The following is a 6,520-nucleotide window of genomic DNA, read 5'->3' on the forward strand; positions in this document are numbered from 1 at the left end:
GGGCTATAACCTTTACTTTGTTGACTTCTTTTCTATCGTCGTAGCTGGGGAGATTGTTTACCCTTATTTATGGCAACTTATATCCCTTTTACTAAAATATGTCGCTGTTTCCCTCACTGCCTTACTACTACATAGACCTGACTTACAAGGTGCATGATTTGCTCTAGATTTATTTTAAGAAAACATAAAATCCAATATGGTCAGGCATGCAGTCGCATACTAATAAATTTAATAACACCTTATAAGTTATTAACATATTTATGTGAGTTTATCACAAAAATCTTCTGATATAGCAGTTTTAATTCTGGCATATCATATGAAACGTGATAGATAGCGGCTTTTTTATCCTTAAAATGGAAAGAGAAAAATGCGCTGAAAAGAGGATAACAATATAAAAATGCCAACTTAAAACTAGTTGCGGCACCATGTTACTTAGCTGCGTTTTAGTCTTATGTTCATGAAAAAGTAAACTAAATACATAAAACTAGAGAAAAAGTGGCCCCAGTTAAAAACCTGGGTGCATTGGTAGCTACTTACCTATAAATAGGTTGTGCGGAAAAGTAGGACTACTGCTGGAACTTTGGCAGCTGTGTTGAATCGGTGTCGGTTGTGATTGATGAGGGTAAAGTAATTAGCATCCATATTGTGGATAGTAAACAATGATAAGAAAGGTACAATAAAAACTCAAAGAGTGCGCTGTTTCTAATGTAGGGCGCAACAGCTCGTTGGAGCTGCTCCCTGTTTAAAAATACCGTATATGTTCTCGTAAGCATTACAGATAATTAGGCAAGAGAGGCTCTCTTCACCTTTAATTAGATTTAGAGAGCCTCACCATTAAGTTAAGGCTTAAGAAGCTAGAACTTGTTGTTGCACGGGGCTTTTCGCCTCAGCCGTCACTGTAGCTTCAGTAAGCGTCACAGCTGGAGCCGTCTGCGCCGAACTATCACCCGCTGAAATTACCGTAGTACCATTCTGCGGAGGATTAGAAGTAGTTCCTTCAGCGACTTTTACTGAGGTATTTGCTGCTGTAGCGTTTGCAGGTTTTTCTTCTGAAGAAGCTGCTTGTGCAGCATCTTTATTTTTGCTGCATTTAGAAGCGCAACAAGTTTCCTTTTCAGTCGTCTTGCTTTTTTCTCCGGATGCAGAACTTTCTGCACTCTTTGATGCACATGAGATGCGAGGGAAAATACTGGTACCTTCTGCCCTATTAGGATTAGTAGCACGATACACCATATAACCAACACCCGAAGCTGCACCCAATGTCAATGTTGCTAACAGAGCGCTAGGGATAAGCCATGTACCAAAGCCCATAGCGGCAAAATTAGCGACTAAATACAGAGAAATGAAAGTAAATATAGTAGTAACTGTAAGTGAAAGCAAAATCACAGTAGCAACCATTACGTACTTAAATTCCTTCTTCCGGCGTTCCAGAGATTTTTTATCGCTTTCAGACGCTGTAGAAGATTGCGGATTTTTATCCGAAGCAACTTCGGGTTTTGCTTCTTGATTACCACTAACGCCAGTGTTCGGAGCAGAAACGGGTACACTCTCTGCTGTAGCTTTCTGAGCTGTTGGCACCACAGTAGGACTACCTGATACCTGAACTGAAGTAGATCCAGAAGCTGAAGATACTATTGGAGCAGAATCAGACGTAACCACTGCTGAAGAAGCAGAATTAGTAGTTGTAGTTGTGGCTGCTGCCTGGGAAGTACTAGCTGGAGCAGATTTTGCAGGAACAGAATTAGTAGTCGTAGCTGCTGCCTGGGAAGTACTAGCTGAAGCCGAGCCTACCGTAGCGGAATTAGTCGGAGCTGCTACTTGCTCAGAACTAGTTGTAGCCGCTGTTGAAGAAGAACTAGCTGTAGCATCTGCACTATTAGCTTGCGCAGAACCGTTAACAGGTGCTTGATTACCTGATGAAACACTGCTTCCTTTTGCAGATTTTTTACCCTTACCCTTTGATGCACCAGCCGTGCACTGTTTGCCTTCTGTACAAACTGTAGCACCACTACTCTCCGCGGCACCCTGCTTGCTGTCTCCTTGTGATGAAGAACTAGCCTTCACATCTTTTGAACCAGAATGTTCAGTTCGTTGTATAGTGCCATCCTCCTCTTTTTTTGTTTGTGTTGTTTCGTGTGTACTTTGAAGCACTACGTCACCACCCTTAGCCATAAAAACCTCTATAAATTAAAATCTAAAACCATTCTGCACACTATAATGCGTGCGCATGTTGAACATGCTCTGTGCTACCACTCATCTCTGTAAGAGTTGAATTTTGTGTAACATCTGGTATCTGCAGCTCACCACTATCTCGAGAGCGCATCGCTACCATTTCAACCTTAGGTAGCTCGAGTGCGCTTCCAATTGGGATATAATCCTTACAGATATATTTAGTAGAAATTTGCGGATGCGTTCTTTTGTAGTATTTAACAAAGTGCTCAATACCGTCTGAACGCTTATATGTCTCGAAAATTTCACACCTATTTTCTTTCCCTTTGAACAATGCACACAAGTCTTCGGAAATCATGAATGCAACTGCCTTCTTAATAATCAGCTGCCCATCATTACTACGCGCTAGCGAAGCCAGATACTCCTTTCTTTCTTTAAACGTGCCATTAAAGACCACTCGATCATATAGCCTCACATTACGTGCTTCAAATATCGATTGGAATTTTTGCTTAGCATCTGGCTCTACATCAAGTAAAACTTGGATATATGCCCACGGCAACATAAACTCGGGCGCATCCTTCATTAAACTATTCACTTTGGCCTTTATTAACCCTGGATTACCAACCAGAATGTCGGTATAACCCTCCTCGCGACCGCTATTTCCGTCAAATCCTGTAATAGTCATCGTGGAGTTATTGAAACCTACCCGAAACTTTCCGAAAGGCGTTGCATCAGAAGCTTGTTGCTCATCGCCGTAAGATGAATTAGCAAGAATATAAGCTACTTCTAGTACACCCGGAAGACCAATTGAAAATCTATCAAATTTGGCACTTATATCATCGAATCCCGTTCCGTGCGCCCTTACTTCTTCACAAACTTTCTCTAAAATCTGATGCATATGAAAAGATCTGTAGTCCCTGTCAACAAGCAACATTAGCGTAGTCTTATCATGACAATTATTCTGCACAGCCTCTGTATCGGCACACACGATGTCATCCCTTAACGGCAAAGCCTTACCATCAGTTGGTGGCCGCGCCTGCGTCCTCCAACTAGCAACTATGAGTGAAGAAAGAAAGTCCGGCGAAATGTCCCCCTTTCCCTTCTCTAAAACCTTCATAGCAACTACATAAAAACCAGCTCTACAATAATAATCATTTATGATGGACAGTAGACTTTCGCTCTGTGCACGCGGTAGGACGTTACTTTCCGCTACATTTCTGAATTCCCTATTGTACATAACAATATCCTTCATGATCTGGGCTGCCGGTGGTTCAACTACACTCAAAACCGCATAGCTTTCTATTGGGAACGCATGCGAATGATATTCAACATATAGCTTCAAAGCTCCAGTCAAATATGGAATGCGTTTTCGCGCCTCACTTGAAAGCATAGCGCCCAATAAGCCCTTATGGGAAGTTGTGTCAAAACCGAGTTGAGATAACCCCAAAACATGAGTCGATCCACTTAGAGAGTACGATAATTGATCTGGTAGCTCGTACTCTTCAGAGGAGTCAACTTTGGTCATACGGGCTAAAACTGGCGTCCGATCGGCATTTAGATTTAATACAACGTGTAATTCATTTTCCTTCATCGAGTAATTTTCTATTTGTTCCGTGATTTCTTCACGAGATTTCACCTGGAAACTATCTGGAGCAACACTAAATACTTGGTCAAACCCGGATATTTTACATGATTTGAACTTTTTTGATGTATCAGAATCGCAAACTAAGTCATGAAACTTAATATCTCTAACCGTAACATTCTTTAGTTCACTAAAATCAACATCACCGCCGTCATATAGACCTGTCAGCTTTAGCGCTACGTAGCTCTGATGTGGCTCAGGCTCGCACTTTTCCACTTGCGTAGTGGTCTTACCACCACTCTCCACATGAGTATCCTTTATTTCGAATACTACTTCATTCGTGGTAACCGGCGCTGACGCAGATGAATCCGCTCTTGCTGCGGAGTCTGTGCCTTGACATGAAGTAGCTTCCGGTGAGGTGCCTGCTTTACTAGATAAAGATTCATTTAGCCCTGAAAGAAAGATTTCTTTGAAGAAAGGTGGTAGGACATCACGTTCCTCAGTATCAATTGCTTTAGGTATCGTTTCACACTCATCATAAAGCATATGAGTTTTCTCTTTTTTTGTATCACTCTTAGAGATGTCCGCTGCGCTTCCAAGAACACCCATGCTGTCATGCACGACTTTAACGTGTTCTATGCCTCCAAAAGGAAAATACTGCCCTATCAATACCTCATCATTCAACAATAGTCCCATACCGTCAGCAAAGCCTGGTTTACAAAATAGTGCATACGCATTGTGCATGGCCGCAAAGGTGGAATACAGGTCAACATTGAAGTTACGTTCGTCTCTTCGATCATCAAGAACAAAATCCATCGTCATGGCGCTAAAAAATGACACCAAGTCCTTCATTATTTCCCGATCTTCTTTCTTTTCTTCTCCGAGAAGACGCATAAGTATCATTTCCATACGGTGCGTAAGAGCAGCTTCACTGGCAGTGAATAGAGCTTGCATCGCCCCCATATCTTTAGTCATCTCTTCAACTTCTTTGTTTTTGATACTAGCTTCTGCTATTACAATTGCCGCCTTAAGTCTATCACCACCAAATTTATCCAAAAGACGCCGACGTGACTCCAAAGTTTCAGCTGCATAATTAATCAATGCCTGTTCCTCTGCAAAAGCATCACCAAAACCGCGAACCATTGCTAAGTTTTTAATGCTAACACTTGTTGGATTTATTCCTGAAATTACGCCCTTGTCATTAACGATCATAACTCCAGCAAAACTCTTAGCGGTGTCATAAAGCTCTGGTATATGCGTGCATATAAGTGGTAAAGAATACAACTCACCGGGAGATGCTCTAAATCTTACCCCCTGCTTATCGCACTCAAGAATACTTGCCAAAGTGTAGTAAATCATGCCTTGGCAGAAGTTTATATCCGCTATAAAGTTGAGGATTAGCTTAGCTTTAATGTTATTCGATGGCTGTGACGTAATTACTTTTGAAGATGACGATGTAGTCGCACAAATTGCCCTTAATATGCCATTACTCGTACCATTGCGTTGTTCTTGTGGAACGTCTGATATCTTTCGTCTTTTGGCAATTGCAATAAATATACCTAAAGTTCTTCTATGTATGTAGCGCAGTCGAGGTAATAGCGCTGCGAATTCTTCCCTGTATTGAATCAAGTCTGCAGCAATTCCTGATTCACACATTGCGCGAAACCTCATTTCCTCCGTACTGCCAGAACGTTGGAAGTCTACACCCGTAACGCGCTCATGATATTCAATGTAACTGGTTGCAGCGTAAAAATCATTGACAACACCAAGGGATCTATCATATTTGCCCACTACAAGTGACAATAGAGCATCTCTATTGTTGGCATCAACCTTAAAATAGGCTCTTACAGCCCCTTTTATTTTCATTTCCTTTTCAGTATACTCCGGTGCACAACGATGCGGTAAAGATCTTGGAGGCTTACTAGTACACGCGTACATAGTACTCGGGACTGCGCACTCAAGTACAAATCTTCTTTCGTTATCTTGTAATTTACTTTTTCTTACGTATTTTCTGAATGCTTTTTCTTCGTTTTTTGTAAAATACTCTATACCACGTACGGAATATATCATGTCTCCCACTTTGCACATGTATCGCCCACTTTCGAGCAAGAATTCTATTTTACTTTCTTTTCCTCCAGAGCGAGCAATAGCATCTCTAAATACCATTGCATCTGAACCACTACCCTTTTCTGATATTTCGTTTGCTTTTACATGTGGCTCAGTCATGATGGCCATATAGTACTTTCCGCTTTCGTTTGTTTCCTCAACAAAATTGCTTACCCTTTTTTTTCTAGTTTTTTCTGCTATTAGTAGACAAAGCAGGACCAAATCGCAGATAGCTGAAGCGCCAAAGACTATAGGTGCTATCACCGCTTCCGTAAACACTGCAGATATATTTATCACAGAAGCATAATGTAAGCAGATTAAAGTCGCAACAGCCGCGCAAAATAACACTGTTATACAAATAACTGCAATGAGCACCTTTCGCGATTTTGGCCTCACATAAACTAAATTGCGCCGCCGTTCCGTTGTGACTTCGCTATTCTTGCCTTTTCTCGTGCTCGTATGCATTTATTTCCTTCATTAATCTAAACCATCAACCCATCATCTTTGATATGGTCAAACACCCTGATATGGTCAAACACCCTATCTCTTTCTATTACGCTTTTCTCCGAACAGTGGCTGATTACTATCGAAGAGCCCCTTCCATTTCACAACTAAATTTCGGTCATTTTATTCACCTTTACTACTCGTCGTTTCACGCATCTC

The 6,520-nt window shown here is 41.4% G+C and carries 2 protein-coding genes; both read right to left on the bottom strand.

Annotated features, from left to right (window positions below; all coding sequences use genetic code 11):
• Positions 1–846: 846 nt before the first annotated feature.
• The gene (locus PGW94_RS04175; protein ID WP_271758938.1) at positions 847–2,172 is read right to left on the bottom strand and encodes a hypothetical protein; all 1,326 of its coding nucleotides are present in this window, start codon (positions 2,170–2,172) and stop codon (positions 847–849) included.
• 40 nt (positions 2,173–2,212) lie between these two features.
• Positions 2,213–6,322, bottom strand: a complete 4,110-nt coding sequence (locus tag PGW94_RS04180; RefSeq protein WP_271758941.1) for a hypothetical protein — start codon at positions 6,320–6,322, stop codon at positions 2,213–2,215.
• Positions 6,323–6,520 lie beyond the last annotated feature (198 nt).

It is taken from the genome of Candidatus Anaplasma sp. TIGMIC, from assembly GCF_028204095.1.
Classification (GTDB): Bacteria; Pseudomonadota; Alphaproteobacteria; order Rickettsiales; family Anaplasmataceae; genus Anaplasma.

Bases quoted from the DNA above. Each gene is read 5' to 3' on its own strand.
- PGW94_RS04175 (WP_271758938.1), bottom strand. From the start codon at position 2,172: ATGGCTAAGGGTGGTGACGTAGTGCTTCAAAGTACACACGAAACAACA.
- PGW94_RS04180 (WP_271758941.1), bottom strand. From the start codon at position 6,322: ATGCATACGAGCACGAGAAAAGGCAAGAATAGCGAAGTCACAACGGAA.